Below are 26,905 nucleotides of genomic sequence, written 5' to 3'. Positions count from 1 at the left end.
AGGACACCCGCATGACCACATACACCCTTCCCCACGTCACGGAGCGCCCGACGGCAGCGCCGGACACCGCGTATCTCATCGCGAGCGGCGACCTGCGCGAGTCCGCGAACGCCGTCGGGTGGCCGATCCAGGAGCGGCTCGAGGCCGACCTCTCGGCCGCCTTCGCGGACCTCGGCTGGCAGGTCGAACGGGCCAACCCGGTGGACCCCAGCACGGGGCACGGCTTCATCTCGAGCCAGCGCATGGGCCTGGAGACCTTCAGGTCGATCCCGCCCGAGGCGCCGCTGGTCGTGGCGGAGGCGGTCTGGCAGTACAGCCATCACGTCCTCGCGGGCCTGCGCACCCACCGCGGGCCGATCCTCACCGTGGCGAACTTCGTCGGCGAGGCGCCGGGCCTGGTGGGGCTGCTGAACCTCAACGCCGGCCTCACCAAGATGGGGGTGCCGTACTCGACCCTGTGGAGCGTGGACTTCACCGACGCCTGGTTCCGCGAGCGGCTCGCCGCCTGGGTGCGCACCGGGCGCATTGAGCACGACGCGTCGCACGTGCGTGAGCTGGGCGAGCTCCCGGCGGGCGCCGAGACCGAGCTGGGCCGGGCGCTCGCCCACCAGATGATCACGGACAAGGCGATCATCGGGGTCTTCGACGAGGGCTGCATGGGGATGTACAACGCCATCATCGACGACGAGCTCCTCAACCCGATCGGCATCTTCAAGGAGCGCCTCTCGCAGAGCGCGCTCTGGGCCGAGATGCAGCGCGTGCCGGACGGCGAGGCCGACGCGGTCGGGGAGTGGCTGCGCGCGCGGGGCATGCGCTTCCGCACCGGCACGGACGAGGCCAGCGAGCTCACCGAGGACCAGCTGCGGTGGCAGTACAAGATGTACGTCGCCGCCCTGCGGATCTCCGACGCCTTCGGCCTCGATGCCGTGGGGATCCAGTACCAGCAGGGCCTCAAGGACCTCTCGCCCGCGAGCGACCTGGCCGAGGGCCTGCTGAACAACGTGGAGCGGCCGCCGGTGCGCAGCGCCGACGGGACCCGGGTGCTGTGGGAGGGCCAGGCGCTCCCGCACTTCAACGAGGTCGACGAGGGGGTCGCGGTCGACGCGCTCGTGACCAACCGTGTGTGGACGAGCATGGGCCTGGACCCCGCGACGACCCTGCACGACGTGCGGTGGGGCGAGGAGTACGAGGGACGGTTCGTCTGGGTCTACGAGATCTCGGGCTCCGTGCCGCCGTCCCACCTCGTGGGGGGCTACGCGGGCGCTGAGGGCTGGCGGCAGAACCCGATGTACTTCCCGCTCGGCGGCAGCACGATCCGCGGGGTGTCGAAGCCCGGGGAGCTGGTCTGGAGCCGGGTGTTCGTCGAGGCAGGCACGCTGCACCTCGACCTCGGCCGTGCGAGCGCGGTCGAGCTGCCCGAGGAGGAGACCGAGCGGCGCTGGCAGGCCACCAACCCCGAGTGGCCGATCATGCACACGGTGCTCCACGGCGTCACCCGGGACCAGTTCATGGCCCGGCACAAGGCCAACCACGTCCAGGTGGCGTACGCGCCCGACGCCGAGACGGCCGACCGTGCGCTCGCGGCGAAGGCGGCGATGTTCCACGGGCTCGGCGTCCGGGTGCACCTGTGCGGTGACGTGCAGCTGTGAGGCCCGTGCCGGCCTGAGCCGGCCTGCACGGCGCCGCCCGCATCCTCTGCGGGCGGCGCCGCCGGGTCAGCGCGGCGGGCTCGCGCCGAGGTCGGGCACCGGTGCCGTGCCGATGTGCACCTCCATGGCGTCGAAGGTGGGCGCGGGCGGGCGCTGCGTGGCGGGCCGGTCGAGGTAGAACCACGCGGTCGACGCGATGTCGTCCCGCAGCGGGAGGTAGCGCCACCCGCTGCGCCACCCCAGGGCCTGGATGGTCACCCGCAGCCGTTCGCCGAAGACGATCGGGTCCGCCACGTGCCAGCGGTACATGCCGAAGCGCTGCTGGCTGTCGTAGAGCCCGTCGGGCTGGATCACCTGAGGCATCCCCAGGTAGGGCGTCGTGAACTCGGTGTAGCCCGCCCCGGGCACGTCGAAGTTCCAGGCCCCGCCGAAGTAGTCCTCGGTGCCCGTGCCGCAGATCGTGGGGAACTCCTCGTCGTCGTCCATGAAGAACTTGATCTCGCCCTCGCCCCACCAGCCGGGGGAGTTCACGCCCCACGCGATGTACGTGCCGACGTAGTGCCCGGCGCCTTCGACGCCCTCGAGGATGGTGTGCGGCGTGCGGTCCTCGAGCGGGTTGCTGCGACGCCACTGGGCGTGCAGGTAGCCCTCGTCGGAGTAGTCCCCGCCCACCTCGTAGGTGATCTGGTAGTAGACCCGCACGGTCACGGTCGAGGTGTTCTCGATCGTCAGGTGCGCACTGCGGCGGAACGGCATGGGCCAGTACGAGTTGAAGCCGCCCTGCGGGTTCGCTGCGACGAGCTGAGAGCTCACCTGCGCGAACCTGCCCCACCCGCTGCAGAAGACGTCGCCGTACGGAGCCTCGATCGCCGGCTCGGCGGACCCGTCCCAGTACGCCCGCAGCACCAGGGTGCGCCAGTGGTCGGTGTGCGTGGTGATCCAGATGTGCGTGATCTTCCCCGGCTCGTCGATGCGGGCCAGGTCGAAGGTCTCGCCCGGTGCGACGTCGACGCTGGGGGAGATCTTCCACCCCGGTCCGAGATCGCGTGCTGACTCCGCGCCGGTCCCCTCGGTGGCCCTGCCGCCACCGCCGACCGAGCCGTCGAAGTTCTCGGGGCTGATCGACCGGGTCCGCACGCGTCGGAGCGCCGACAGCGCCGTCGAGCTGAGTCCGTGGTCCATGGAACGAAACTCCTTCGTGTCGTCGTACGACCCCCCGACGAGGTCGACCGCGCCGGACCTGTTGACAGACCCGCGCGGCAGTACCTACCTTACTGCAATCGATTTCTCGACGCTGAGAGGAGGGTGGTCATGCCCGGGCACACCGTGGTGGACGGCGCATCGCAGGCCTTCCCGGACCGGCGTGAGACCGCCACCGCCACCGGCGTCCGACGCGCACCGCGAGGCGCCGTCGCCTCGCTGGCCGCGGCCACGACCGTCGCGCTCCTCGCCGCGTGCGACGCGGGGGCCCCCCAGGACGGCGCCGCCCCCACGACGGAAGGAGCCCAGACCGTGGAGGCCTTCGGCAGCACCTTCGCCGCGACCGTCCGCGTCGAGCCCAGGACGACCGTGCTCACCGAGAGCGACGGCGACCTGTGGCCCATGACGTGGGCCGACGACGGCGCGCTGTACACCGCGAACGGTGACGGAACCGGGTTCTCTGACCTGCCCTGGTCCGACATCGTGGTCAACCGGGTCGACGGTGACCCCGAGACGGGCCTGACCGGCGAGAGGCTCGCCGAGGGGGCCGTCGTCGGGCCGATCTGGTCCGACACGGTGCTGTTCAACCGGAAGCCCACCGGCATCGTCGCGGTCGACGGAGACGGGGACGGGCGGGACGAGCTGTACCTCGCGGTGCAGGACCTGCGGAAGAAGCCCGACACCCAGGCCTTCGACGAGGCGCCGGCCGCGACGATCGTCCGGTCCGACGACTACGGCAGGACGTGGCACTGGGACCGCGAGGCCCCCATGTTCGACGGGCACGTGTTCACCACGATCATGTTCCTCGACCTCGGCCAGAGCAACGCGCACGCCTCGCTGGTGGAGGCGGGCGGCGAGGGATACGTCTACGCCTACGGGCTCGACCACAACTGGCGAGACTCCTTCAGCGACACCGTCACGGATCCCACGGACCTCTTTCTGGCCCGCGTCCCGGCCGCCTCGGTCCAGGACCGTGCCACGTGGGAGTTCTTCGCCGGGGCGGGGGACGACGGCCCGCGCTGGAGCACATCGATCGAGGACCGCACCCCGGTGCTGAGCGACAGCCGACGGGTCTACGAGGGCCTGGCCGTGAGCGGGGCCGCGGACATGAGCGTGCTCTCGCAGGGCAGCGTGGTGTACAACCCGGGCCTCGACCGGTACCTCTACACCTCGTGGACCGAGTACACCTGGGAGATCTACGAGGCACCGAACGCGTGGGGGCCGTGGGAGCACCTCGCGCAAGAGGACTTCGGGCCCTACCCCTGGACCGGCACCGGTCAGGACGGCGGGGTGCACGGCGGGTACGGCGTCGTCGTCCCCTCCAAGTTCATCAGCGCTGACGGACGGACCATGTGGGCGCAGAGCAACTGGTTCGTCGGTGCCCCGAGCGTGCCGGAGAACACCTACCGCCTGGCTCTGCGCCGGCTGGTGATCGAGCCGCGTGGTGACGCCCCCGCCCAGAACGCGCCCGACGCGACCCGCAACCTGGCGCTGGAGGACGGCGCCGTGCCTCTCGTGACCCACGCGCGCCTCGGGCTCGCCGGGGCCATCCACGACGGCGAGCTCACGACCGTGGCAGACAGCAACAACCGCACGCCGAAGACGACGGACGTCTGGGGCCTCACCTGGCCCTCCGCCCACCGGGTCAACGAGGTCACGCTCGTGCACGGCGAGGCGGACTCGCGCGGGGGCCGGTTCGTCGCCGAGCCGACCGTCGAGGTCCGCCGCGACGGACGGTGGCAGCCGGTCGACGAAGTCTCCGTCAGCCCCGGGTACGGCTCCGGCCCGGCCACGGCGGGCGACCGCTACACGTTCAGCTTCCCCGACGTCGTCGGGGACGGGATCCGCCTCGTCGGCGAGCCGGGCGGAGCCCAGTCCTTCACCACCGTCGCCGAGCTCGAGGTGCATCTCCGATGACACAGGTCACCGAGCCGCCGTCCGTCGCGCCCAGCGCGCCGGCACCGGCCAAGGCCATCCGCGGCACCTGGCGGCACCGCGGACGGCGCCGTCAGGCGTTCTGGGGGTACGCGTTCATCGCGCCGAACTTCCTGGGCATCGCGGCCTTCCTGCTGCTGCCGATCGTCATCTCGCTGGGGCTCAGCTTCACGAGCTGGGACATGGTCAGCGACCCCGAGTTCGTCGGGCTGGACAACTACCAGCGCATGGCCGGCGACGCGCAGCTGTGGGTCTCGCTGCGCAACACCGCCGCACTGGCCCTGATGAGCATCCCCCTCGGCATCGCCGCCTCCCTGGGCCTGGCCCTCGCGCTGAACCGCAAGCTGCGCGGCATCAACATCTTCCGGGCGGCGTTCTTCCTGCCGGTCATCGCCTCCATGGTCGCCGTGGCGATGGTCTGGCGGTGGGTCTACAACTCCGAGTTCGGCCTCCTGAACCAGTTCCTCGAGAGCATCGGCATCCCGGGGCAGAACTGGCTGACCGACCCCGACCTCGTGCTCCCGTCACTCGTGCTGGTCATGGTCTGGAAGTCCATGGGCTACAACATGGTGCTCTTCCTGGCGGGTCTTCGTGCGATCCCCCGGCACCTCTACGAGGCGGCCGAGCTGGACGGCGCGAACGCCTGGCAGCAGTTCCGGAACGTCACGCTGCCCCTGCTCACCCCGACGATGTTCTTCGTCACCGTCATGTCGATCATCGGCTCGTTCCAGGTGTTCGACGTCGTCTACATCATGACGGGCGGCGGGCCCGGTGACGCGAGCCGCGTCTACTACTACTGGCTCTGGCAGAACGCCTTCGAGTTCTTCCGCATGGGCTACGCGTCTGCCATGGCGTGGCTCCTGTTCGTGATCCTCTTCGTCGCCACGTTGATCCAGATGCGGTTCATCGGCCGACGCGTCCAGTACGAGATGGGATGACGCGATGACGATCTCTGTACGCCCTGACACCATGGACCCCGCGGCCCCGCCGCGTCGCCCGCGCCGCTCGACCGTCTCCCGGGTGATCGCCTACGTGCTGCTCAGCCTGGGCGCCCTGGCCTGCCTGCTCCCGTTCCTGTGGATGCTCTCGACCTCGCTCAAGAGCTCGACGGAGATCTTCTCGTTCGAGCCGTCCTTGCTGCCCGAAGCGCTGCGCTGGGAGAACTACGTGCGCCTCTTCGAGGCGCTGCCCATGGCGCGGATGCTGCTCAACTCGGTGTTCGTGACCCTGACGGTCACGCTCGGGCAGGTCACCTTCTGCTGCACCGCCGGGTACGCGTTCGCCCGGCTCAAGTTCCCGGGCAGGGACAAGCTGTTCGTCCTGTACCTCGGCACCATGATGGTCCCGTTCATGGTCACGCTCGTCCCGGCGTACGCGATCATCCGTGAGCTCGGCTGGATCAACACCTACTGGGCGCTGATCGTGCCGCAGTTCTTCGGCAGCGCCTACGGGACGTTCCTCATGCGGCAGTTCTTCATGACCTTGCCGCAGGAGCTCGAGGACGCCGCGACGATCGACGGCTGCGGGCCCCTGCGCATCTTCTGGAAGATCTTCCTGCCGCTCACCAAGCCGGCTGTCGCCACCCTGGCGGTCTTCAACATCCTGGGGGTCTGGAACGACTTCCTGTGGCCGTTGCTGGTCATCCAGGACAACGACCTCAAGACGTTGCCGATCGGTCTGGCGACCTTCCAGGGCCTCTACGCCACCGACCACAGCCTGCTCATGGCCGGTGCCGTGGTCTCGCTGATCCCGATGCTCATCGCGTTCCTCTTCGCCCAGAAGTACTTCGTCGAGGGCATCGCACTCTCAGGCATGAAGGCCTGAGCCTCCCCCACCCACCCGGGCCTCCCCGGCGGCCCGCCGACCCCGCGCCCTCCAGCCATCAACCCGAGCGGACATCTCGATGAGGAGATCATGAGCATCTACAGAGCACGCCCTCGCACCCCCTTCACGCGGCGCATCGCCGCAGGCACCGTCGGCGCCGTCCTGGCAGTCACCGTCCTCGCCGCCTGCTCAGGCGGTGACGACGAGCCGAGTGGCACGGGTGACGGCGCCGCCGCCGGTGGGGAGACCACGATCCGCTACGCCTTCTGGGGGGTGCCCGAGGAGGTCGAGGTCCAGGAGCAGCTCAAGGCAGCGTTCGAGGCGGAGCATCCCGAGATCACCGTCGAGCTCGACCACGTCTCGGACGCGGGCGCCTTCGGCGCCAACATGCTGACGCAGATCGCCGGGGGCAACGCTCCCGACGTCTTCTACGTCGGGGAGGCACTGGTGTCAAGCTTCGGTCAGCGCGGGGTGCTCGAGGACCTCATGCCGTACATCGAGCGGGACGGTGTCGACCTCGAGGCCTACATCGACGGGACCGTCCAGCCGTTGGTGACGCCCGAGAACGAGATGTTCGCCTTCCCCAAGGACAACACGCCGATGATGGTCTACTACAACAAGCGCCTCTTCGACGAGGCCGGGGTGGAGTACCCGTCCGACGACTGGACGTGGGAGGAGATGCGGACCGCGGCCGAGCAGCTGACGGTCCGTGAGGGCAACCAGGTCCGTCAGTACGGCATCGACTACGGCGCCGGCTGGACGACGTACATGCCGACCGTCTACTCCAACGGCGGCACGCTCTTCAACGAGGACCGCACCGCATCGACGTACGCCGACCCGGCCACGGCTGAGGCGGTCCAGGCCATCGCCGACCTGTGGCTCACCGAGCCCGCCGTCGCGCCGAGCCCCGACGCGTTCGCCGAGATGGGCCTCAACGGCACCGACCTGTTCCTGAGCGGTCGGCTGGCCATGCAGCTCAACGGGCGCTGGAACGCCTTCTTCATCCGGGACCTCGAGGACGAGTGGGGCGTGGCGCCGATGCCTTCGCTCGAGGAGGGCAAGACCACCAGCCTCTTCGTCACGCTCGCCGTCCCCGAGAACTCCCAGAACAAGGACGCCGCCTGGGAGTTCGTGAAGTTCGTGGTGAGCGAGGAAGGCCAGCGGATCAACTCGCCGACGGGCCTCGGCCTGCCGGTGCTCGAGTCCCTCGTCGAGGACGGGCCGTCCTGGCTGCTCGAGGGGGAGTCGGAGGACAACGCGGCGGTCTACCTCGACTCGTTGACGAACCGGGTCGAGCCGCTGCCGTTCCACCCGCAGTGGTCCGAGACCGTCGACGAGATCGCCGTCCGTGAGCTCGACGCCGTGTGGCGGGGCGAGAGCACCGCCGCAGAGGCCGGGGAGCGCATCGACCAGCAGATCGAGGCCGTCCTCGGCGGCTGACCACCCTCGAGGTGCGGACGGGGGGCGACCTGCGGGTCGGCCCCCGTCCGCAGTCGGGCTCCTCACCGAGGCGCGGGTCGCCGAGGGGGCGAGCCGAGCCACGGGGTGCGCGATGGGGCCGTCCCCGCCACCCCCCGTGCCGCGTCTCGCGCAGCCGTCACCGCGGCGATGACGGACCTCGCGTCGATCGGACCCTCGTAGAGCTCGTTGGCGATGACATAGCTCGGGGCGCTGTGCAGGCCCAGCCCGGCGGCGACGGCCGCGCGCATCACCTGCCGCTCGGTCGTGAGGGGTGCCTCGAGGAGCAGCGCGTCACGCATCTCCCAGAAGCGTCCCTGGGCCCCGGCCGCCTCGGTGGCGAGCGCGGCCGAGCGGTCCAGCGGGCCGTCGAGGAGCAGGTGCCGGAACGTGTAGACGATCTCGTCCCCGAACCGGTGAGCCATCTCGCCGCGCATCTCGGCGGCGGCCGGGGCGTACGGGCTCGTGACCCGCCGTACTCGACCACGCTCACGACGGCGACCGTGGGATCGCCGAGGACCGGGTCCCGCGAGACGTCGAGCGGTCGGAGCAGCGGGCCCCGCCGGGGTGCGCGGCTCCTCTCACGAACGCCCAGCACAGCGAACGTCGTGGCGCCCAGCACGGCCGCCACCCCTGTCGCGGTGAGGACGCCGATCCGTGGTCGTGCTGGTTCACTCGAGGCATGTCTCTGGTGGAGCTGCGGGCCCTGATCGGCCGGCACGTGCGCGCCGGCACGGCCCGGACGGCGATCCCCGGCGTCCTCGTCTCGCGCATGACCGGCAGCGGCCGCGAGGCGTCGACCACCGGGACCGTGCTCGCCCTCGTGGCCCAGGGCGCCAAGCGGCTCTCGGTCGGTGGAACGGTGCACGACTACGGGGCAGGGCAGTACCTGGTCGTGTCGGTCGACCTGCCCGTCTCGGGGCAGTTCCTCGACGCGACGGCGGACGAGCCTGCCCTCGGATTCGGGCTCGAGCTGCGGGCCGAGACCGTGGCGGAGCTGATGCTGACCCCGGCTGCCGCCAGCCTTCGCCCGTCGTCGAGCGGAGAGGGCACGGCCCCGGCCGTCGCCGTGGGGAGCGCCTCGGACCGCCTGATCGACGCCGCGGCGAGGATGCTCCGGCTCCTCGACCACCCGCGGGACATCCCGGTGCTGGCGCCGCTGATCGAGCGCGAGACCCTGTGGCTGATCATGTCGGGCGACCAGGGGGCCACCGTGCGCCAGGTGGGCCTGGCCGACAGCAGCCTGAACCGGGTGAGCCACGTGGTCCGGTGGATGCGCGAGCGGTACGCCGAGCCCGTCCGCGTCGAGGACCTGGCCCGGCAGGCGAGCATGAGCCCGTCGACCTTCCACCGCTCCTTCCAGGCGGTGATGTCGATGAGCCCCATCCAGTACCAGAAGCAGATCCGCCTGCAGGAGGCCCGCCTGCAGCTGCTCGCCCAGCCGGGGCACGTCGCGGGGGTGGCCTACGCGGTCGGCTACGAGAGCCCGTCGCAGTTCAGCCGCGAGTACCGCCGCTACTTCGGGGCACCGCCCAGCCAGGACGTCGCCGCCCTCCGGGACGCCGTCTCGCGCGAGGGCTGAGCAGGTCAGGGCCTGAGCGGTCAGCGCCGCCGGGCCGTCAGGGTGAAGGTCGCCGGAAAGCGCTCGGGGCGGTCGCGCAGGCGGTACTCGTCGATCTGCTCGTCGAGCACCATCAGGCCGGGCAGAGCCTCCCACGGGGCGCTGTCGTGCTCGGTGAGCGAGGTCAGCTCCAGGCCGGCGTCGAGCACCGCGGTCACGATCTCGCCCAGGCCGTGGTTCCACTCCATCGAGCGCGGCTGCGCGACCGCGTCCGCACCTGCGTAGCTGTACTCGTCGGTCCACACGAGGGGGACGGGCTGCTCGAAGTAGGGGAGCTCGAGCGCAGGCGTCACCCTGCCCGGCCCGGTGATCCACGGCTGCTGCTCGCGGTCAGGGTGCTCCGCGCCCACCTCGAGGGCCACGGCCGAGAGCAGCACGGGGTGGCCGTCCCGGACGACCAGCCGGCCGCCCGGGCGCAGCAGCTCGGCGACCGTCTGCGCCCAGCGACCGATGCTCGGCAGCCAGCACAGCGCGCCGATGCCGGTGTAGACGAGGTCGAAGCGTCGGCCGCCGAGCGCCTCGGGTGCCGCATAGACGTCGGACTGGACGTACTCGATCTCCGCACCGGCGCGCTGCGCCAGGCTCCGCGCCTCGTCGAGGGAGGTGCCTGACAGGTCGACGCCCGTCACCTGTGCGCCCAGGCGGGCCAGGCTCAGGGTGTCGGTCCCGAGGTGGCACTGCAGGTGGACGACGTCGAGGCCTGCGATGTCCCCCAGGCGCGGGAGGTCGAACGCGACGACGGACGAGAGAGCCTCCGGGTCGGCCAGGAGCCGGTCGATCCCGTAGCCCTGCGCATGGACCTGCGCGCGGGCGTCCCAGTTGGTGCGGTTCAGCTCGAGGTACTCGTCGGCGGACACCTGCCGGACGCTAGCAGCGCCCGTGCTCACCGGGTCAGCGCGGTCCCTTCCGTCCAGGTGTCGTCGGTCCGTCGTCCTCGGGGATCTGCGGCCAGCCCTCGTCCCACTGCAGCTCGCAGATCTGCAGGCGGATCTGGAGGTCCGGCTCCCACTCGTAGACGTGGTTGACCATGTAGTAGCGGCCCCGGTCCTTGATGACGTCCTGGCCGCCGGCCCCACCCTCGGTCTCGAGCACGACGGTCCCGCCGCCCTCGAGGAGCGGCACGCCGTCACGGTCGACGTACGGGCCCGTGAGGCTCGTGGAGCGACCCACCTGGACGTGGTAGCTGTCGCTGACGATGAAGCCGCGCGAGGTGAACAGGTAGTAGCTGCCCTGCCGGACGACGATCGTGGGCGCCTCGAGCGACGGGGCCCCGGTCACCTCCGCCAGCTGCACCGGCTCACCGGTGACCGACGTCATGTCCGTCAGCTCGACGAGGTGGATGCCCTCCCACCACGACCCGAAGGCCAGGTACCAGGTGCCCCGGTCCTTGAGCACCTGCGGGTCGATCGCGTTGTAGGGGTCCCCGGGCTCCGAGGTGAACACCGGGCCGTGGTCCTGCCAGCTGGCGAGGTCGGCGGGCGTCGTGGTCGACATCACGCCGATGGCCGAGTTCTGCGTCCCGAGCTGGGAGACCGCGTAGTACATCCAGAACGTGTCGCCGGTGCGCACGATGTCCGGCGCCCAGAGGTGGTTCGAGTCGTACTCGAGCGCCCACTCGGGCACCGGCAGCGCACCCAGCGACTCCCAGGGGCCCACCAAGGAGCCCACGGAACGGCGCAGGTAGATGCCGCCCGGGTCCTCGGGCGACTGCAGGATGCCCGTCGAGGCGACGTAGTACGTCTGCGTGGACGGGTCCTTGAAGATCGCGGGGTCGTGCACCGGGTCGTCCACCGGTGTGGTGGAGCCGGTGTCTCCGGTCAGGGCGAGGCAGCCCGACGGGGGCGGACCCTGCTGGTGAGCGGAGGCCTGCGCACCGGAGATCCCGGCGACCATGCTGACGGCCAGGGCGAGCACCAGCATGAACGCTCCTCTGAGCGTCCAGCGGGCGTGGTCATGGGTCGTGATCGGCATGAGTGTGTCCCCATCTGTGCATCGGGGGGCGATCATCTGGACGGATCAGCCCCGTTGCTGTCTGTCTGCCCTCGGCCGAGCCCGTTCCCGGTCACGTCGACGGCGTTGTCGATCGGAGGTCTCCTGCGTCTACATCGATGTAGAGAGGAGTCTACGTGGGGTCTTGGCTTCGGTCAACGGTCTCGTGACCGTCGGTGCAGCGAGGCCTCACCGCGGTCGTGGGGGCCTTCGTCGTCAGATCGCCCTGGAGCTCGCTGCCCGTGGGGGGCGCGGCGCCCGCCCTGATCGACAGCCCGCGGCGCGACGCCGTCGAACGAGGGCGACGGCCGGTAGCGCCCCCTAATAGCGCTGCCGGCCGCCGCGATGCGAGCGTACGGCGTGCGAATCGGTTCGATGGGTCGACGGAGGGGCACACCCGCCCACACCTCTTGATCTCGCAGGATTCCGTGCGCTAGCGTCGAACCGGTTCGCACGACACGGGAGGCAGAGTGGCCACCATCGGAGATGTCGCCCGCATCGCGGGCGTGTCACGCAGCACGGCGTCCTACGCCCTGTCGGGCAAGCGCGCCATCTCCGAGGAGGTCCGCGAGCGGGTCGCGGCCGCCGTCCGCGAGCTGGGGTACACCCCCAACGCCGGTGCCCGGGCGCTCGCCACGTCGCAGACGATGGTGATCGGGCTCCTCGCGCAGTTCATGGAGGACGAGTTCGCCCCGGCGATGCTGCAGTACATCCTCGGCGTCTCGAACACCGCCCGGGAGCTGGGCTACGACATCCTCCTGGTGACCGAGGAGGACGGGACCCGCGCGCTGCGCCGCATCACCGACTCCCGCATGGTCGACGGGATCGTGCTGCTCAACGTCGCCGAGGACGACGACCGGCTGCCGATCCTGCGCGCTGCCTCCCAGCCCGGGGCGCTCGTCGGGCTCCCCGCCGACTGCACGGGTGTGGACGTCTTCGACCTCGACTTCGAGGAGGCCGGGCGACTCATGGTCGAGCGCCTGCACCGACTCGGCCACCGTGAGCTCATCCTGGTCTCCCAGCCCGAGCACGTGGTCGAGCGCGGCGGCGCCTACGTCTGGCGGCTGCAGAACGCCGCCGTCGAGCAGGCGCAGAACCGCGGGATCACGCTGCACGCCGTCTTCGGCTCCTCCGGCCAGCCGGAGGTCGGTCAGCAGCTGCACGCGATGCTGGACGCCCACCCGGAGGCCACCGGCCTGCTCATCAACAACGAGGCCGCCGCCGCCGCGCTGCCCACGGTGCTGCACTCCCGCGGACTGACCGCCCCGGAGGACCTGTCGGTCATCGGGCGGTACTCGGACGAGTTCGCGCGGACCTTCTCGCTGCCGTTCTCCTCGGTGGAGAGCGCGCCCGACCGACTCGGACGCATGGCCGTCCGCCAGCTCGTACGCCGGATCGAGCACTCCGGCGCCGCCACCGAACCGCACGTGGTGCGGTTCGTGTCCCCTGAGTTCGTGGACCGGGGGAGCGTCGCCTCTCCCCGCCCCACGTCACCACGGCACGGAGGTCGTCCCTGACCCCCGTGCTGCAGCACCCGCCCGACGACACCCCCTAAGTCGTCGGTCACACCAGAGAGGACCTGCAATGACGCGACACCTCACCTCACGCCGTGCCGGAGTGCTCGGCCTGACCGCCGCAGTGCTCGTCGGAACGGCCGCCTGCGGCTCGTCCGGCAGCACCGAGCCCTCGGGCGACGGGACCGGCTCGGACGCCGGCGCCTCGGGCACCTACACCTGGTGGGACCCGTACCCCCAGCACACCGACGGCTCCGACTGGGCCGACCGCGTCGCCGTGTGCGGCGAGGAGGCCGGCGTCACCATCGAGCGCACCGCGTACGACACGACCGCGCTGACCAACCAGGCGCTCCTGTCGGCGCAGGAGGGCACCTCCCCGGACATCATCCTGCTCGACAACCCGGCCGTCTCGACCCTCGCCGAGACCGGGATGCTCACCACGATGGACGAGCTCGGCTTCGACACCGCGGCCTTCGACGAGAACCTCCTCGCCGCAGGGGTCATGGACGGCGCCGCCTACGGCATCCCGATCGGGGCGAACACGCTCGCGCTCTACTACAACCAGGCGATCCTCGACGAGGCCGGCGTGGACCCGGCGTCCATCACCGACTGGGCCTCGCTGACCGGAGCGCTCGAGCAGGTCGACGCGGCAGGCAGCCGGGGCATCACCTTCGCCGGCATCGGCACCGAGGAGGGCTCCTTCCAGTTCCTGCCCTGGTTCTGGGGCGCCGGGGCTGACCTGCGCGAGCTCGACTCGCCCGAGGCCCTGGCTGCCGTCGAGCTGTGGAAGGGCTGGCTCGACGAGGGCTACGCACCCAACTCGGTGATCAACAACTCCCAGAACACCACCTGGGAGGAGTTCCTCACCGGTGAGTTCGCCTTCGTCGAGAACGGCACCTGGCAGGTCAACAGCGCGGCCGAGGCAGACTTCGAGGTCGGGATCGTCCAGATCCCCGCGCAGGACGGCGGGGGCGCACCAGCCCCCACGGGCGGCGAGTTCATCGTGGCTCCCGTCCAGGGCGACGAGGCCCGCTACGACGTGACCTCGCAGATCGTCGAGTGCATGACGACGCCCGATGGCCTCGTCGAGACGGCGACCACCTTCGCGTACTACATCCCGCCCACCGAGGAGGGCCAGGAGGCGCTGCTCGAGGCGAGCCCGGAGCTCGAGCCGTGGGTCGAGGCGGTCGGTGACGCCCGCGGTCGTACCAGCGACGACCTCGGGACCGACTACCCGGTCATCTCCGAGCAGCTCTGGACCGCCGTCCAGAACGCGCTGTCCGGGGCGATGACCCCGCAGGAGGCGCTCGAGCAGGCGCAGCAGAACGCCGAGGCCGCCACGAGCTGAGCCGAGCGGACCTGCCCGCCGAGCCCTGAAGGGATCACGTCATGACATCCAGCCCGGCAGCCGTCGGGACTGCGAGCAGCGCAGCGGGGGTGGCCGCCCGACGGTCGGCTGCCCCCGCGGGGCCCCGGCCCCCGCGGCGGAGCACGCCGAGCACCCAGTGGGCGGCGGTGGCGTTCGCGGCACCGCTGATCGTCTACCTGGTGGTGTTCTACGCCTACCCGCTGTTCCGCAACATCGAGCTCAGCGTCCACGACTACACCATCCGCGCCTTCGTCCAGGGGGACGCGGAGTTCATCGGCTTCGAGAAGTACGCCGACGTCTTCGCCTCCTCGGCGTTCCCGACGGCGCTGGTCAACACCGCGCTCTTCACATTCGTGTCGATCGCCTTCCAGTACACGATCGGCCTGGCGCTCGCGGTCTTCTTCCAGAAGAGCTTCCGGCTCTCCGGGGTGCTGCGCGGGATGTTCCTCGTCCCGTGGTTGCTGCCGCTGATCGTCTCGGCCTCGACGTGGTCGTGGATGCTCAACAGTGACAGCGGGATCATCAACTCGGTCCTGCAGTCCTTCGGCATCGGCCAGATCAACTGGCTGACCTCGCCGGACTTCGCACTGACCTCGGTGATCATCGCGAACATCTGGCTCGGGATCCCGTTCAACCTGGTGATCCTGTACTCCGGGCTGCAGAACATCCCCGGGGAGCTGTACGAGGCGGCGTCCCTCGACGGCGCCACCGGCTGGCAGCAGTTCTGGCGGATCACCTTCCCCCTGCTGCGGCCGGTCTCGGCGATCACGATCCTGCTCGGGCTCATCTACACGCTCAAGGTCGTCGACGTCATCTGGATCATGACGACAGGCGGACCGGGCAACGTCTCGACGACCCTGGCGGTGTGGTCCTACCGCGAGGCCTTCGGCACCGGTCAGCCGGCCTTCTCGCCAGCAGCCGCGGTGGGCAACCTGCTCATCCTCATCGCCTTGGTCTTCGGCTTCGTCTACCTCTACCTCCAGCGACGTCAGGAGGAGTCATGACCCCGACCCGCAGCTGGTGGCGGACCGCCCTGGGCCTCGTGTTCACCGCACTGATGCTGTTCCCCGTCTACTGGATGATCAACGTCTCGCTGACGCGGACCAGCGACCTGCGCCGCAACCCACCGCACTGGTTCCCGTGGGACCCGACGTTCGAGGGCTACGCCGCGGTCTTCGACCAGCAGCTGCCCGCCCTGGGCACCAGCCTGCTGATCGGCGGGGGCTGCGTGCTCCTCACGCTGCTGGTCTCCGCCCCCGCGGGCTACGCCCTGGCGCTGCTCCACCTGCGGGGCGGCGGGACGCTGAACTTCGTGCTGCTCGTCGCGCAGATGATCCCGGCCGTCGTGATGGCCATGGGCTTCTACGCCGTGTACGTCCGGCTGGACCTGCTCAACACCGTCTGGGGCCTGATCGTCGCGGACTCGACGATCGCCGTCCCGTTCGGGGTGCTCCTGTTCACGGCGTTCATGTCCGGCATCCCCAAGGAGATGCTCCAGGCCGCGCGGATCGACGGGGCCGGCGCCTGGCGCACCTTCCGGTCGATCGTGCTGCCGCTGAGCCGCAACTCCATCCTCACCGTGTCGTTGTTCGCGTTCCTGTGGGCGTGGTCGGACTTCATCTTCGCGTCGACCTTGAACCGCAACGGTGACCTCATCCCCATCACGCTGAGCATCTACGCGTACATCGGGAACAACACCACCCAGTGGAACTCGATCATGGCCACCGCGGTGGTCGCCTCCATCCCGGCTGCGGTGCTGCTCGTCGTCGCCCAGCGCTACGTGGCCGCCGGCGTGACCGCCGGCGCCGTGAAGGACTGACCCGTGACCGAACACCTCCTCTCGCAGGCACCCCCCAGCGCTGCGGAGTCCACCACCCGCGCCCGCCCGGTGGTGCCCGCCCGCTCCTCCCGACGCGGATCCGGCATCGCCGAGGTCCACCTCGACCCGGCCGGCTTCTGGGGCCGTCGCCAGGCCACCAACGCCGCCGCCACGTTCCAGCACTGCCTGGACTGGATGGAGCGCCTGGGGTGGCTGGCGAACTTCGACCGCGTGGCCGAGGGGTCGACCGGCCACGAGCGCCCCGGCTGGCAGTTCTCCGACTCCGAGGTCTACAAGCTCATGGAGGGGCTGGCCTGGGAGATCGGTCGTACCGGCGACCCTCGGGCGGCGACCATGCTCGAGCAGCTGACCGAGCGCATCGCCGCCGCGCAGGACTCCGACGGGTACCTCAACACCTGCTTCGGTCATCCCGGCCAGGCCGACAGGTACAGCGACCTCGAGATGGGGCACGAGCTCTACTGCACCGGCCACCTGCTGCAGGCCGCCGTCGCCCGGCTGCGCACGCACGGCCCCGACCGCCTGGTCGACGTGGCGCGGCGAGCAGCGGACGAGGTCTGCGACACCTTCGGCGCGGGCGGCCGCGAGGGCATCTGCGGCCACCCGGAGATCGAGCTCGGACTGGTCGAGCTCGGCCGGGCCCTCGACGAGCCCCGGTACGTCGAGCAGGCACGGCTGTTCGTCGAGCGTCGCGGGCGTGGGCTGCTCGGCCGGATCCCGCTGCTGGGCCCCTCCTACTTCCAGGACGACGTGCCCGTGCGGGAGGCCGACGCGTGGCGTGGGCACGCCGTGCGCGCCCTGTACCTCAGCGCGGCCGCCGTGGACGTCGCAGTCGACCTGGACGACCAGGACCTCCTCGAGGCGATCCGACGGCAGTGGGGCCGCTCCGTCGAGCGCCGCACCTACATCACCGGCGGCATGGGGTCGCGTCACCAGGACGAGGGCTTCGGCGAGGACTGGGAGCTGCCGGCGGACCGCGCCTACTGCGAGACCTGCGCCGGGATCGCGTCGGCGATGGTCAGCTGGCGCCTGTACCTCGCCACCGGGGACCCCAGGTACGTCGACCTCATGGAGCGGACCTTCGTCAACGTGCTCGCCACCTCCCCCGACGAGGCCGGCACCGCCTTCTTCTACGCCAACCCGCTCCACCAGCGTGTGGCCGGCGTGGACGTGCTCCCGGGGGTGGAGAACCCGCGCGCGGAGGGCGGCACGAGGGCCCCGTGGTTCGACGTCTCCTGCTGCCCCACCAACGTGGCCCGCACCCTCGCGAGCTGGAACACGTACGCGGTCGCGGTCGACGGCGACACGGTGGACCTGCTGCAGTACGCGGCAGGCCAGGTGCGGGTCGAGCTCGGCGGGGGAGGGACGCTCGCGCTACGCGTGGTGACCGGGTACCCGGTCGACGGCGAGGTGCACGTCGAGGTGCTCGAGGCGCCGGAACGCCCCGTGACCCTGCGCCTCCGCGTCCCGCAGTGGGCGACGGGGGCGACGCTCGACTCCGACTCCGACTCTAAGTCCGACTCCGACCCCGGTCCCCGCCCCGTCGGACCGGGGTGGGCTGTGGTGGCAGCCGTCTTCCGTCCCGGCGACGGCATCGACCTGACCCTGCCCGTGCTCCCGCGACTGACGTGGCCGGACCCACGGATCGACGCGGTCCGCAGCTGCGTGGCGGTCGAGCGAGGGCCGGTCGTGCTGTGCCTGGAGTCGGTGGACCTGCCCCAGGGGGTGGCCGTCGAGGACGTCCGCGTGCGGACAGCCGGGGGAGTGCGGGACGACGCACCCGGGGCGCGCATCGACGCCGTCGTCGTGCCCGGCGCAGCGCCCGCGGCGGCCTCCGGGTTCACGGGCACCTACCGGAGCGAGCCGCCACCGGAGATCGCGACCGAGTCGCTGGAGCTGCCCCTGGTGCCCTACCACCAGTGGGCCCAGCGTGCCCCCAGCACCATGAGGGTCTTCCTGCCGACGTCAGAGGAGCGAGCATGACCGGACCGGAGCAGTCGACGTCCCCCTTCGAGGTCGACGGGCAGCGCGTCGTGTGGCGCGGCGGTGGGGAGACCCTGGTCGTCGAGGCCTGGGGTCCGAGCAGCGTGCGGGTCCGCGCGACCCTCAAGGGCGAGATCCTCGACACCGAGTGGGCGCTGCTGCCCCCGGAGCCGGTCCTTGGTGAGGTCACGGTCGACGGGACGGTCGCGACGCTGGTCAACGGCGACCTCCACGTGGTCCTCCGGCACTCCGAGGAGGTGGCGGAGGTCCTCGGCCACCACCGCTTCCGGTGCGCGGTCAGCTTCCACAAGCCCGACGGCACGCTCCTGTTCCGGGAGCTCGACCCCGGGGGCTCCCTGGCGCTCCAGGCACGCCGGCTCCGGGGGCACCTGGGCGGTGACCTCGAGGTGACCGCCGCCTTCGAGGCCGACCGCGACGAGAAGCTCTACGGCATGGGGATGTACCAGCAGCACGTCCTGGACCTCAAGGGCTCCACCCTGGAGCTCGCGCACCGCAACTCGCAGGCCACCGTGCCCTTCGTCATGTCCAGCGCCGGCTACGGGTTCCTCTGGCACAACCCCGCCGTCGGCCGGGCGACCTTCGCCGCGAACCGCACCGAGTGGTTCGCCAGCACGTCGGACCAGCTCGACTACTGGGTGACCGCGGGGGGCACACCGGCCGCGATCTGTGCCGCCTACGCCGACGCGACCGGCCACGCGCCGGTCATGCCCGAGCGCGGGCTGGGGTTCTGGCAGTGCAAGCTCCGCTACGCCTCCCAGCAGGAGCTGCTCGACGTCGCCGCCGCGCACACCGGGCGCGGCCTGCCGCTCGACGTGATCGTCGCGGACTTCTTCCACTGGCCGCAGATGGGCGACTTCCGCTTCGACCCGGACTTCTGGCCCGAGCCGCGCGCCATGGTCGCCGAGCTGGCCGACCGTGGCACCGACCTCATGGTGTCCGTCTGGCCGCAGATCGCCTACGCCTCGGAGAACTACGCCGACCTCGCCCGGCAGAACATGCTGGTCCGCGCCGAACGGGGGATGGACGTCCACATGTCCTTCGAGGGGCCGAGCGCCTTCCTCGACGTGACCGACCCGGCCGCCCGGCGATGGCTGTGGGACGTCTGCCGTCGCAACTACCACGACCTCGGGGTCCGGACCTTCTGGCTGGACGAGGCCGAGCCCGAGTACGGGGTCTACGACTACGACAACTACCGCTACCACCTCGGCTCCGGCAGCAAGGTCGGCAACATCTACCCCCAGATGTTCGCCCGCGCCTTCTTCGACGGGCAGCAGGCCAGCGGCCAGGACGACGTCGTCAACCTCGTCCGCTGCGCCTGGGCAGGCAGCCAGCGCTACGGGGCCCTGGTCTGGTCCGGTGACATCCACTCGACCTTCGAGGACCTGCGCCGCCAGATCACCGCCGGCATCCACATGGGCGTCGCGGGCATCCCCTGGTTCACCACCGACATCGGCGGGTTCCACGGCGGCGACGGCGAGGATCCCGCCTTCCACGAGCTCCTGGTGCGCTGGTTCCAGTTCGGCACGTTCAGCCCCGTCATGCGCCTGCACGGAGACCGCAAGCCCTACCAGCTGATCACCGGGCCGGACGGCTCCCGCCGCCTGCGCTCCGGCGGGCCCAACGAGCTCTGGAGCTTCGGCGAGGAGATCTACGAGATCCTCGCTGCGCACGTCCACCTGCGCGAGCGCCTGCGGCCGTACACCCGCCGGCTCATGGCCGAGGCCCACACCGCCGGTCAGCCGGTGATGCGTGGCATGTTCCACGAGTTCCCCGGGGACCCCGTCGCGTGGGACCTCGACGACCAGTACATGTACGGCGGCGACGTCCTCGTCGCGCCGGTGCTCGAGCCGGGTGCGACCAGCCGTGAGGTGTACCTGCCGCGGGGGAGCCGATGGCTCGACGTGCACACCGGCGCGCAGCACGACGGCGGCCGGCGGGTGTCCGTCCCGACGTCGCTCGAGAGGATCCCCGTGTTCCTGCGCGACGGGTGCGCAGACGACGTCGTGGCGGCCTTCCTGACGTGAACGCACGGCCTCGTGGTCGAGCTGCTCGGTTCCCTCGGTGAGGCCTCAACCACGGCCCGCTGGTTGGTCGTCAGCGCCGTCGGGCGCCCCCTCAGTCCCCCGAGAGCTCCGCCGGCCCGGGCCCCGTCGTCGCCCGGATCGTCAGCGAGGTGGCCAGCTCGACGTGCCGTGACGCCGGGCGCGTGCCGGCCGTCATCGCGACGACCGTCTGGACGGCCACCCGTCCCATGCCGTCGAGGTGCTGGTGCACGCTCGTGAGCGGAGGCGTGGTCCAGGCGGCCTGCGGGGTGTCGTCGAAGCCCATGACGCTCAGCTGCTGGGGGACCTGGACGCCGAGCTCGTGCGCGGTGGCCAGCGCACCTACGGCGAGCTCGTCGTCGGCGGCCATGATGGCTGTCGGGGGAGAGGGCAGGGTCAGCAGGTCACGCGCGTGCTGGGCTCCGGCCTTGACGTCGAACTGGCCGGCGCGGACCAGGTCACGGTCCAGCTCGATGCCGGCAGAGTCGAGGGCTGCGCGGTAGCCGTGGAAGCGGTCGCGGGCCGCGCTCGAGGCCACCGGTCCGCCGATCCAGGCGATGCGCCGGTGGCCGAGGCCGATCATGTGCTCGACCGCGGAGCGCGCACCGGCCCAGTTGCTCGAGCCGACGCTGACCATCCGGTGGTGCTGGGTGTCCACCGGGTCGACCATGACGAACGGAAGGTCTGCCTCCGCCGCCGCGTCCAGCAGGGCATCGGGCTCGGAGAGGGTCAGCCCCACGATGCCGATCACCCCGGCGGACTGCTGCTCGGCGACCCAGGCCCGGGCTGCGGCGCGCTGCGTGCGGGCGGCGCGGTCGGGGGCCAGCCGTGTGAGCAGGTTCAGCTGCGCGTCGGTGGTCGCGGCCAGCACCCCCTGCAGCACGTTGAGGATGTACGGCGAGGCGGGGATGTCGAAGACGACGGCCAGCGCGCCGGTGCGGTCGGCGGGGCCGGGGTGGGTGCTGGACCGGTAGCCCAGCTCGCTGACCGCGGCGAGGACGCGCTCGCGGGTGCTCCCCGACACGTCGTCGCGCCCGTTGAGGGCCTTGGAGACGGTGGCCTTGGAGACGCCGGCGGCCTCGGCGACGTCGCTGAGCGTGGTTCTCCGGCGGGGCGAACGGCTGGTCATGGGGCCCTCACTGCCTCGAAATAATTTCGGTCTCAACGAGAAGCGGTCGGGGCACAACTCGTCCGGTCCAGCCTCTTCCCCTGGCGCGCCTGCTTGTCGTACCGTGTGCGAGCGATACGGCACTGCGAAACTATTTCGAGCCTATCACGTGCAAGCAGCGGACCAAAGGAGCTCTCTGTGTCTCATCACGTCGTGCCGACCCCCCTGATCATCGACGGGAGGTCCCCTGCCGACCAAGAGCTCCGTCACGTCTGGAACCGGTGCCTCGGGGCCGGTCGGGCGAACGAGGCCCTGCGTGCCGACTGGCAGGCCCACTTCCGTGAGGCGGTCGAGGTGCTCGGGGCGCGGTACGTGCGCTTCCACGGGGTCTTCCACGACGACATGTTCGTGTACCGCGTCGAGGACGGCGGCGGCTTCGGCCCCCCGAGCCAGCTGCCCGAGCCGGTCTACACCTTCGCGTACGTGGACAAGGTCTTCGACGCGATCCTGGACGCCGGGGCCCGGCCCTTCGTCGAGCTCGGCTTCATGCCCCGCGCCCTCGCCACCCAGACCGAGACGCTCTTCTGGTGGAAGGCCCACTGCAGCCCCCCGCAGGACATGGCGCGGTGGACGGAGCTGGTGAGGACCACCGTCGAGCACTGGATCGAGCGCTACGGGCTCGAGGAGGTCCGCCGGTGGCCCTTCGAGGTGTGGAACGAGCCCAACCTCGTCCCGCACTTCTGGACCGGGACGCGCACGGAGTACTTCGAGCTCTACGAGGCCACCGCGCGGGCGATCAAGGCTGTCGACCCGGAGCTGAAGGTCGGTGGCCCCTCCACGAGCGTGTTCGTCCCCGACGACCGGTACGCGGGCGAGACGCAGGACAAGGCGGCTGAGGCCCCCACGGCCGCGGCCCCCGACCCCGACGCGCTGGACTGGAAGCCGGTCTGGATCCACGAGTTCATCGAGTGGTGCGCCTCCCGGGACGTCCCGGTCGACTTCCTGACCACCCACCTCTACCCCACGGACTTCGCCTTCGACGCCCAGGGCAAGGGGCGGCCGATCCAACGGCACGTCGACGCCACCCACGACGACCTCGTCGCGATGCGCAAGATCATCGCCGCGAGCCCCTTCCCCGAGGCCGAGCTCCACATCACCGAGTGGTCGAGCTCGCCCTCGAGCCGCGACGCGATCCACGACACCCTCTTCGCCGCGAGCTACATCGCCCGGGCCTTCCTCAACGCCGCTGCCCTCGCGGACTCGGTGGCCTACTGGACGTTCACCGACGTCTTCGAGGAGGGCGGCGGCGGGATCGGCCCCTTCCACGGCGGGTTCGGGCTGGTCAACGAGCAGGGGATCCACAAGCCGACCTTCCACGCCATGGCCATGCTCGCCCGCCTCGGTGACCGTCTGCTGCTGCAGGCCCCGCACGGTGCGATCACCCGCTCCTCGTCCGACGGCCGGCTGACCGCCCTGTTCTTCAACTACCCGCAGGGCATGGGCACCCGGGGCGTCGGGTCGCAACGCAGCTACGCCGAGACGCGTCACCTGGCCGAGGTGGGCCCCGCCCTCCGCGTGCAGCACACCGTCGAAGGGCTCCCTGCGGGGGCCCGGGTCGCCGTCGAGGTCCTCGACTGGGAGCACGGGAACGTCGCCGAGGCCTGGCACGCCATGGGGTCCCCGCTCAACCTCTCCCGCACGCAGACCGCCGAGCTCCGCGAGGTCGCTGACCGTCTGGACCGCACCGTCCTCACCGCCTCCGCGGACGGGGTCCTCGAGATCGACGTCGAGCTGGCCCCGTGGGCGGTGATGTCCCTCGTGGAGCAGACCGAGCCGACCACCACGTCCTGAACGACCGCCCCCTGAACGACCGCTCCATCACGACCGAGCTTCACGACCCACCTTCACGACTCTCCACCCCACCACACAGAAGAAGGGCCTCAACGATGAGGATCACGCGCACAACGGGTTCGATCGCAGCGCTGGCGATGACCACCGCCCTCGTCGCCACCGCATGCAGCGGCGGCAGCACCGACGGGGGCGCCACCGACGGAGGGGGCAGCGGCGACGCCCCGGACGTCCTGACCGTGGCTGCGTGGATGGACTTCCCCCAGGAGCTGCTCGACGGCTTCGAGGAGGAGCACGGCATCACCGTCGAGATCGAGTCCTTCCCCGACGGCGCCTCGGCGCAGACCGTGCTGCGCAACGGCCTCGGCTCCGGCGGGGCGGGCCTGTCCGACGTCCACCTCGTCGAGCTCGACTGGTGGACCGAGATGATGGCCGTCCCCGAGGACTGGGCCACCCTGCCGGCCGTCGAGGGACGCTGGGTCGACTGGAAGACCGAGCAGGGCTCGGTCGAGGGCGAGATCAAGGGGTACGGCACCGACATCGGCCCCCTGGCCATCGCCTACGACTCCGAGCTGCTGGCCGAGGCCGGGCTCCCCTCCGAGCCCGAGGAGTTCGCCGAGTTCATCGGAGGTGACGACGCCACCTGGGAGACCTTCGTCGAGGCCGGGCGTGAGTTCACCACGGCCTCCGACGCCGGCTGGGTCGACTCCATGACCACCCCCATGCAGGCCGCCATCAACCTGCTGCCCGCCGCGTTCGAGGACCCCGACTCGGGGAACGCCCTCCCGCTGGCCGAGAACGACGCGATCCGCGACACCTTCATGGAGTTCGCGACCGCTGCTGACGAGGGGGTCTCGGCGGGTATCGCGATCGGGCACGCGGACTGGGGCGCCGGCTTCCAGGCGCAGCAGTGGGCCACCGTGATCACCCCCGCGTGGATGACCGGGATCATCGAGGAGAACGCGGCAGGGATCGACGGCTGGATGATCGCGCCGGACGCCTTCCCCGAGGGCGGTGGCAACTGGGGAGGGTCCTTCTTCTCGGTGCCTGCCTCGGGCGAGAACGTCGAGTGGGCGACCACCCTCGCCGACTACCTCACCAGCCCCGAGGCGGCCGTGGCGATGTTCCTCGAGAACGGCCAGTTCCCCTCCCAGCTCGATGCCATCGAGGACCCGGTGGTCGCCGAGTCGGCGAACGAGTTCTTCGGCGGCCAGGACGTCGGCGGGATCTACGGCCAGCTCGCCGCGGAGGCCGGTGACGCCGCCGCGGGCGGGTACCGCGGAGTCAGCTTCGCCGGCATCCAGACGCTCGTCATGGACGGGATCCGCCGCGTCGAGGACGGCAGCCAGACCCCGGAGCAGGCCTGGGACTCGGTCGTCGCCGAGTTCGACGGGCTCGGCCTGACGACCGACTGAGAGAGGCACCCTCGTGGCCACTGCCGCCGCGGCTCCTCGCCGCATCGGGTTCAGGAGCAGGATGTCGAGGTGGGACGTCAAGGTCTCGCCCTACCTCTACATCTCTCCCTTCTTCATCAGCTTCGCGATCTTCGGCATCTTCCCGATCGCCTTCAACGTCGTCGTCGCGATGCACTCCTGGCACCGCCGGCTCGGTCAGGGCGAGTACGTGGGCCTGGACAACTTCCGGTGGGTGCTCGAGCAGCCGGCCTTCTGGACCTCGCTGCAGAACACCTTCTCGATCTTCCTGCTGTCGATCGGCCCGCAGCTGGTCTTCGCCCTCGCGATCGCGGCGTTCCTCGACCAGAACCTCCGCACCAAGACGTTCTGGCGGATGAGCGTGCTGGTGCCCTTCGTCGTCATGCCTGTGGCGACGGCGTTGATCTTCGCGCAGATCTTCGGCCAGTTCGGCCTGGTGACGCCGGTGATCCAGGAGCTCGGGCTGTTCACCGACGTGAGCTCGCCGTTCTACCAGGATCGGCTGCTCTCCCACGTCGCGATCGCCACCATGGTGAACTTCCGCTGGACCGGCTACAACGCGCTGATCTTCCTCGCGGCGATGCAAGCCGTGCCCCGGGAGCTCTACGAGGCCGCCACGATCGACGGCGGGGGGCGCCTGCGGCAGTTCTTCTCGATCACCATCCCGAACATCCGCGCGACCATGATCTTCGTGGTGCTCACCATGACCATCGGTGGCCTGCAGATCTTCGACGAGGCGCGCATGTACGACGGCACCGGCACCGGTGGGTCGAACAACGAGTGGCTCACCACGGTGCTGTACCTGTTCAACCTGGGGTTCGGTGACTGGGCCGACCGCCTGGGGCAGGCCGCGGCTGTCGCCTGGCTCTTCGCGCTCGTGATCATCGCGTTCACGCTCATCAACTTCGCCCTCACCAGATCGATCGCCTCGAGCAGGTCGACGCGCTCGAAGGTCCCGCCCGCCACCACGCGTCGCCTGATCGCCGAGGCCAGGGCCAGGGCCGAGGCCTCCTCGCGCGCCGCACGGGACGCCGGGGTGCCGACCCTGGTCGGCACGACCAGCCGCAGCGGTCACCCGGACGCCCTCTCCTCCGCACAGGAAGACACCGAGCGATGAGCACCGCACTGATCGAGAACATCTCCGGCAAGGGCGCCAAGAAGTACGCCCAGAAGAGGGCGGCCCAGGGCAGGCCCATCAAGCTCGGCACCCAGTCGCACAACCCGGCCAACCGACGTCCCGCGTGGCCGACCTACGTGTTCCTGAGCATCGTCGTCATGGTGTCCGTGTTCCCGCTCTACTACACGGCGCTGCTGGGCTCCTCGACCCGGCTGGAGATCGCGCAGTCGCCCATCCCACGGCTGGTGCCTGGCGTGCAGCTCCTGCACAACCTGGGCGACATCGTCAGCCACCACCAGATCGAGTTCTGGATGTCCTTCGGGAACTCGCTGCTCGTCGCGGTGCTCGTCTCCGCGTCGACGGTGTTCTTCTCGACCCTGGCCGGGTTCTCGTTCGCGAAGCTGAACTTCCGGGGCCGCACCGCGCTGTACGTCTTCATCATCGCGACCATGGCGATCCCGATGCAGCTGGGCACCATCCCGATGTTCATCATGATGAACACCTTCGGCTGGATCGACTCGCTGACCGCCCTGGTCGTGCCGAACCTCGTGGTCGCCTTCGGTGTGTTCTGGATGACCCAGTACCTCTCCGAGGCGCTGCCCTACGAGCTCATCGAGGCAGCGCGCGTGGACGGTGCCTCGATGTTCCGCACGTTCTGGTCCATCGCGATGCCCGCAGCCCGGCCCGCCGCGGCGACGCTGGCCCTGTTCACCTTCGTCGGGTCGTGGAACAACTTCTTCTGGCCGTCGGTGGTGCTGCGCTCCCAGATGACCCTGCCGCTCGTCATCCCGCAGCTGCGCGGCGCGTTCACCGCCGACCACGCGCTCGTCATGTCCGGCGTGCTCCTCATCGCCCTGCCGCTGCTGGTCGTCTTCGTCGTCGTCGGGAAGCAGCTGGTCTCGGGGGTGATGGCCGGGGCCGTGAAGGGGTGACGGCGAGGAGAGGGACAGAGCCGAT

General features: G+C 70.6%; 21 protein-coding genes. 16 read left to right on the top strand and 5 right to left on the bottom strand.

What is annotated here, in order from left to right; genetic code table 11:
* The first annotated feature begins 11 nt into the window (after window positions 1–11).
* On the top strand, window positions 12–1,649 hold the full coding sequence (locus tag J4G33_RS09990; RefSeq protein WP_208055817.1) for a fucose isomerase: 1,638 nt from the start codon (window positions 12–14) through the stop codon (window positions 1,647–1,649).
* A 66-nt stretch (window positions 1,650–1,715) separates the two neighbouring features.
* Here J4G33_RS09990 and J4G33_RS09985 read toward each other — a convergent pair whose 3' ends face one another.
* On the bottom strand, window positions 1,716–2,831 hold the full coding sequence (locus J4G33_RS09985) for a glycoside hydrolase family 172 protein (RefSeq protein ID WP_208055816.1): 1,116 nt from the start codon (window positions 2,829–2,831) through the stop codon (window positions 1,716–1,718).
* A 129-nt stretch (window positions 2,832–2,960) separates the two neighbouring features.
* Here J4G33_RS09985 and J4G33_RS09980 point away from each other — a divergent pair, with 129 nt between their 5' ends.
* The 4 genes from J4G33_RS09980 to J4G33_RS09965 all read left to right on the top strand — a co-directional run bounded on the left by J4G33_RS09980 (window position 2,961) and on the right by J4G33_RS09965 (window position 8,048).
* Window positions 2,961–4,766, top strand: coding sequence for a DUF4185 domain-containing protein (locus J4G33_RS09980; protein WP_208055815.1), 1,806 nt, complete (start codon window positions 2,961–2,963; stop codon window positions 4,764–4,766).
* On the top strand, window positions 4,763–5,722 hold the full coding sequence (locus tag J4G33_RS09975) for a carbohydrate ABC transporter permease (protein ID WP_208055814.1): 960 nt from the start codon (window positions 4,763–4,765) through the stop codon (window positions 5,720–5,722). The genes J4G33_RS09980 and J4G33_RS09975 overlap by 4 nt, the downstream gene beginning before the upstream one ends.
* A gap of 4 nt (window positions 5,723–5,726) precedes the next feature.
* Window positions 5,727–6,608 (top strand): carbohydrate ABC transporter permease, encoded by an 882-nt coding sequence (locus J4G33_RS09970; protein WP_208055813.1) that lies wholly within the window; start codon window positions 5,727–5,729, stop codon window positions 6,606–6,608.
* A 90-nt stretch (window positions 6,609–6,698) separates the two neighbouring features.
* Window positions 6,699–8,048, top strand: coding sequence for an ABC transporter substrate-binding protein (locus J4G33_RS09965; protein ID WP_208055812.1), 1,350 nt, complete (start codon window positions 6,699–6,701; stop codon window positions 8,046–8,048).
* 62 nt (window positions 8,049–8,110) lie between these two features.
* On the opposite strand, the gene J4G33_RS09960 is transcribed toward J4G33_RS09965, so the two are convergent.
* Entirely contained in the window at window positions 8,111–8,491 is a 381-nt protein-coding gene (locus J4G33_RS09960) for a DsbA family protein (RefSeq protein ID WP_208055811.1), read from the bottom strand.
* Between the two features lie 257 nt (window positions 8,492–8,748).
* On the opposite strand from J4G33_RS09960, the gene J4G33_RS09955 reads away from it, so the two are divergent.
* A complete protein-coding gene (locus J4G33_RS09955; protein ID WP_208055810.1) occupies window positions 8,749–9,648 on the top strand; it encodes an AraC family transcriptional regulator in 900 nt (299 codons plus the stop codon).
* Between the two features lie 20 nt (window positions 9,649–9,668).
* Here the strand turns inward: J4G33_RS09955 and J4G33_RS09950 are convergent, their stop codons facing one another.
* Together J4G33_RS09950 and J4G33_RS09945 are read right to left on the bottom strand one after the other, a co-directional pair.
* Entirely contained in the window at window positions 9,669–10,544 is an 876-nt protein-coding gene (locus J4G33_RS09950; RefSeq protein WP_208055809.1) for a class I SAM-dependent methyltransferase, read from the bottom strand.
* A gap of 34 nt (window positions 10,545–10,578) precedes the next feature.
* Window positions 10,579–11,607, bottom strand: coding sequence for an arabinan endo-1,5-alpha-L-arabinosidase (locus J4G33_RS09945; RefSeq protein ID WP_208055808.1), 1,029 nt, complete (start codon window positions 11,605–11,607; stop codon window positions 10,579–10,581).
* A gap of 539 nt (window positions 11,608–12,146) precedes the next feature.
* On the opposite strand from J4G33_RS09945, the gene J4G33_RS09940 reads away from it, so the two are divergent.
* The 6 genes from J4G33_RS09940 (at window position 12,147) to J4G33_RS09915 (ending at window position 20,424) form a co-directional block, all read left to right on the top strand.
* A complete protein-coding gene (locus tag J4G33_RS09940; RefSeq protein ID WP_208055807.1) occupies window positions 12,147–13,193 on the top strand; it encodes a LacI family DNA-binding transcriptional regulator in 1,047 nt (348 codons plus the stop codon).
* Window positions 13,194–13,260: 67 nt separating this feature from the next.
* A complete protein-coding gene (locus tag J4G33_RS09935) occupies window positions 13,261–14,538 on the top strand; it encodes a sugar ABC transporter substrate-binding protein (RefSeq protein ID WP_208055806.1) in 1,278 nt (425 codons plus the stop codon).
* Between the two features lie 41 nt (window positions 14,539–14,579).
* Window positions 14,580–15,563: a carbohydrate ABC transporter permease gene (locus J4G33_RS09930; RefSeq protein ID WP_208055805.1), complete on the top strand. Its 984-nt coding sequence runs from the start codon at window positions 14,580–14,582 to the stop codon at window positions 15,561–15,563.
* Window positions 15,560–16,378 carry a carbohydrate ABC transporter permease gene (locus J4G33_RS09925; protein ID WP_208055804.1) on the top strand — a complete coding sequence of 273 codons (819 nt, stop codon included), beginning with the start codon at window positions 15,560–15,562 and terminating at the stop codon, window positions 16,376–16,378. Before J4G33_RS09930 ends, J4G33_RS09925 begins: the two co-directional genes overlap by 4 nt.
* Before the next feature lie 3 nt (window positions 16,379–16,381).
* A complete protein-coding gene (locus J4G33_RS09920) occupies window positions 16,382–18,379 on the top strand; it encodes a glycoside hydrolase family 127 protein (RefSeq protein ID WP_208055803.1) in 1,998 nt (665 codons plus the stop codon).
* Window positions 18,376–20,424, top strand: coding sequence for a glycoside hydrolase family 31 protein (locus J4G33_RS09915; protein ID WP_208055802.1), 2,049 nt, complete (start codon window positions 18,376–18,378; stop codon window positions 20,422–20,424). Before J4G33_RS09920 ends, J4G33_RS09915 begins: the two co-directional genes overlap by 4 nt.
* 91 nt (window positions 20,425–20,515) lie before the next feature.
* On the opposite strand, the gene J4G33_RS09910 is transcribed toward J4G33_RS09915, so the two are convergent.
* A complete protein-coding gene (locus J4G33_RS09910; RefSeq protein ID WP_208055801.1) occupies window positions 20,516–21,571 on the bottom strand; it encodes a LacI family DNA-binding transcriptional regulator in 1,056 nt (351 codons plus the stop codon).
* 192 nt (window positions 21,572–21,763) lie between these two features.
* Between J4G33_RS09910 and J4G33_RS09905 the strand changes: the two genes are divergently transcribed.
* The 4 genes from J4G33_RS09905 to J4G33_RS09890 all read left to right on the top strand — a co-directional run bounded on the left by J4G33_RS09905 (window position 21,764) and on the right by J4G33_RS09890 (window position 26,880).
* Complete coding sequence (locus J4G33_RS09905) at window positions 21,764–23,401, top strand: GH39 family glycosyl hydrolase (protein WP_208055800.1); 1,638 nt, start codon at window positions 21,764–21,766, stop codon at window positions 23,399–23,401.
* 137 nt (window positions 23,402–23,538) lie between these two features.
* On the top strand, window positions 23,539–24,813 hold the full coding sequence (locus tag J4G33_RS09900; RefSeq protein WP_208055799.1) for an ABC transporter substrate-binding protein: 1,275 nt from the start codon (window positions 23,539–23,541) through the stop codon (window positions 24,811–24,813).
* 61 nt (window positions 24,814–24,874) lie between these two features.
* Window positions 24,875–25,948: a carbohydrate ABC transporter permease gene (locus J4G33_RS09895; protein ID WP_243758903.1), complete on the top strand. Its 1,074-nt coding sequence runs from the start codon at window positions 24,875–24,877 to the stop codon at window positions 25,946–25,948.
* Window positions 25,945–26,880 carry a carbohydrate ABC transporter permease gene (locus J4G33_RS09890; RefSeq protein WP_208055798.1) on the top strand — a complete coding sequence of 312 codons (936 nt, stop codon included), beginning with the start codon at window positions 25,945–25,947 and terminating at the stop codon, window positions 26,878–26,880. Before J4G33_RS09895 ends, J4G33_RS09890 begins: the two co-directional genes overlap by 4 nt.
* Window positions 26,881–26,905: the final 25 nt, after the last annotated feature.

This window comes from Actinotalea soli (genome assembly GCF_017565425.1).
GTDB lineage: Bacteria > Actinomycetota > Actinomycetes > Actinomycetales > Cellulomonadaceae > Actinotalea > Actinotalea soli.
This window is presented reverse-complemented; position numbering and strand designations above follow the sequence as displayed.

Coding starts and splice junctions, on each gene's coding strand:
- J4G33_RS09980 (WP_208055815.1), top strand. CDS start 2,961: ATGCCCGGGCACACCGTGGTGGACGGCGCATCGCAGGCCTTCCCGGAC.
- J4G33_RS09935 (WP_208055806.1), top strand. CDS start 13,261: ATGACGCGACACCTCACCTCACGCCGTGCCGGAGTGCTCGGCCTGACC.
- J4G33_RS09925 (WP_208055804.1), top strand. CDS start 15,560: ATGACCCCGACCCGCAGCTGGTGGCGGACCGCCCTGGGCCTCGTGTTC.
- J4G33_RS09910 (WP_208055801.1), bottom strand. CDS start 21,571: ATGACCAGCCGTTCGCCCCGCCGGAGAACCACGCTCAGCGACGTCGCC.
- J4G33_RS09965 (WP_208055812.1), top strand. CDS start 6,699: ATGAGCATCTACAGAGCACGCCCTCGCACCCCCTTCACGCGGCGCATC.
- J4G33_RS09895 (WP_243758903.1), top strand. CDS start 24,875: ATGTCGAGGTGGGACGTCAAGGTCTCGCCCTACCTCTACATCTCTCCC.
- J4G33_RS09985 (WP_208055816.1), bottom strand. CDS start 2,831: ATGGACCACGGACTCAGCTCGACGGCGCTGTCGGCGCTCCGACGCGTG.
- J4G33_RS09990 (WP_208055817.1), top strand. CDS start 12: ATGACCACATACACCCTTCCCCACGTCACGGAGCGCCCGACGGCAGCG.
- J4G33_RS09890 (WP_208055798.1), top strand. CDS start 25,945: ATGAGCACCGCACTGATCGAGAACATCTCCGGCAAGGGCGCCAAGAAG.
- J4G33_RS09915 (WP_208055802.1), top strand. CDS start 18,376: ATGACCGGACCGGAGCAGTCGACGTCCCCCTTCGAGGTCGACGGGCAG.
- J4G33_RS09900 (WP_208055799.1), top strand. CDS start 23,539: ATGACCACCGCCCTCGTCGCCACCGCATGCAGCGGCGGCAGCACCGAC.
- J4G33_RS09945 (WP_208055808.1), bottom strand. CDS start 11,607: ATGCTGGTGCTCGCCCTGGCCGTCAGCATGGTCGCCGGGATCTCCGGT.
- J4G33_RS09955 (WP_208055810.1), top strand. CDS start 8,749: ATGTCTCTGGTGGAGCTGCGGGCCCTGATCGGCCGGCACGTGCGCGCC.
- J4G33_RS09930 (WP_208055805.1), top strand. CDS start 14,580: ATGACATCCAGCCCGGCAGCCGTCGGGACTGCGAGCAGCGCAGCGGGG.
- J4G33_RS09970 (WP_208055813.1), top strand. CDS start 5,727: ATGACGATCTCTGTACGCCCTGACACCATGGACCCCGCGGCCCCGCCG.
- J4G33_RS09960 (WP_208055811.1), bottom strand. CDS start 8,491: ATGGCTCACCGGTTCGGGGACGAGATCGTCTACACGTTCCGGCACCTG.
- J4G33_RS09975 (WP_208055814.1), top strand. CDS start 4,763: ATGACACAGGTCACCGAGCCGCCGTCCGTCGCGCCCAGCGCGCCGGCA.